The sequence below is a fragment of the Paramagnetospirillum caucaseum genome, assembly GCF_000342045.1.
Lineage (GTDB): Bacteria > Pseudomonadota > Alphaproteobacteria > Rhodospirillales > Magnetospirillaceae > Phaeospirillum > Phaeospirillum caucaseum.
Genome location: NZ_AONQ01000166.1, coordinates 1 through 1,446, shown reverse-complemented (window position 1 = coordinate 1,446; position 1,446 = coordinate 1). Strand labels below are relative to the sequence as shown.

Here is a 1,446-nt window from a genome sequence, read left to right as displayed (position 1 = left end):
CGGAAATAGCGATGCTCTACCCAACCGGGGTGGCCTTCATATTTTCGAAGCGGCAGCGATTGATGCGAAGTGCATCCAGACCCGCAGCCGAAGGCAAGGTGTCTGGTGAACGAGCATCTGTGTGGTGCCGAGCGTAGCGGAGGCACCCACGCCCACCCGATGCCAGCCACCACAACTATCGCATCACCGTGAATTTGCCACACTCGATGAAGCTCACCCGAATGCCGCCGCGTTCTTCTCTGACGCTGATATTCACTCTTCAGTAGAAGCTCCAAAGTCTGACTGCTTCAAGTGATTTAGGTTCAGGTCATATCGGATCAATGAGATGGCGTCGAACAGGGTGGAAGCTCGGTAGCCACGACCATAGTTATCAGCGGTTTCAGCCCCTTCATCGCCCTTTCCGTCGCCCGCCCAGCCACCGAGGGCCAGCCCGATTTCACGATCCAGACCAGCCTCCCGTAGGGCGTCCCTGAAATTGTGCCTGAAGGAATGGAACGAAGTGCGAGGGGCCTTTGCGGCAGCCTTTCCAAGAAAACAGGCGAAAAACTTTGAGAAGGTGTCGCTGTAATAGCCAGTTTTTGCTACGGAAAGGTCTGGAAACAGCTTCGAATGTCGGGTTTTCTGGCGTTCAACAAGATAGCCCAGAAACCCGATTTCGATGAGTTCCGGATGGACAGGAACGATTCGCTCACCATTGTCGGTTTTGATCTTTTTGTCGTCGATCCCTGACTGCACGTCGGTGGTCACGATGAAACAAAAAACGTCATCGACCCTCCTCACGTCCTCAACATTCAGTTGGCAGATTTCATTCAGTCTCATGCCCGAATACAAAGCGATCAAGGGCACCCAGAATCGCCCGCGTCTTGGACGGTCCTTCCCCGGCGTTGCGTATCCAGCGGCATCATTGACGCATCCGCGATAAAGGGGGGCGTCAAAAATCTTACGAAGCTGCCACTGTGCGAACGGGAGCCGTTTGTCCTTCTTCTTGACCGCATCGACGACCTTCAAACCCCTTGCCGGATTCTTGTCGAGATACCCCTCATTGGCTGCCCAGTTAAGCAGGGACGATAGCTTGTTGGTGTAGCCGTTGACCGTGGCCGAACTGATCATCGGTAACCCTTCCCTGCGGGCCTTTTCGGCAGCCTCCCGCGACGAAAGCTTTGGATACTTCTTGGTGGCATTGGCGGGCATGGCCCGAAGCACATCAAGGACATCACGGCAGACCTCACGGGTGACCTTGCTGATCGGGGTGTTTTCACCGATCAACTCGATCAGCAGTCCGTATATCGATTCGTATGCAATCAGGGTCTTGCCGGAACGACGGACCCGACCTGGGTCGGCCAGATAAAGGCGATATACATCTTTGATCGTCTTTTCCGCAGGGGGCAGGACGCTGGGTTCAGGCTGAACGGTCGTTGCGATCACCCTGTCCGCGATGATCCGAGC

1 protein-coding gene is annotated in these 1,446 nt (G+C 55.3%); it reads right to left on the bottom strand.

Annotated elements, in window-relative coordinates:
- Positions 1-252: 252 nt before the first annotated feature.
- A partial coding sequence (locus H261_RS22815; RefSeq protein WP_008622699.1) for a site-specific integrase occupies positions 253-1,446 on the bottom strand: 1,194 nt, incomplete at its 5' end.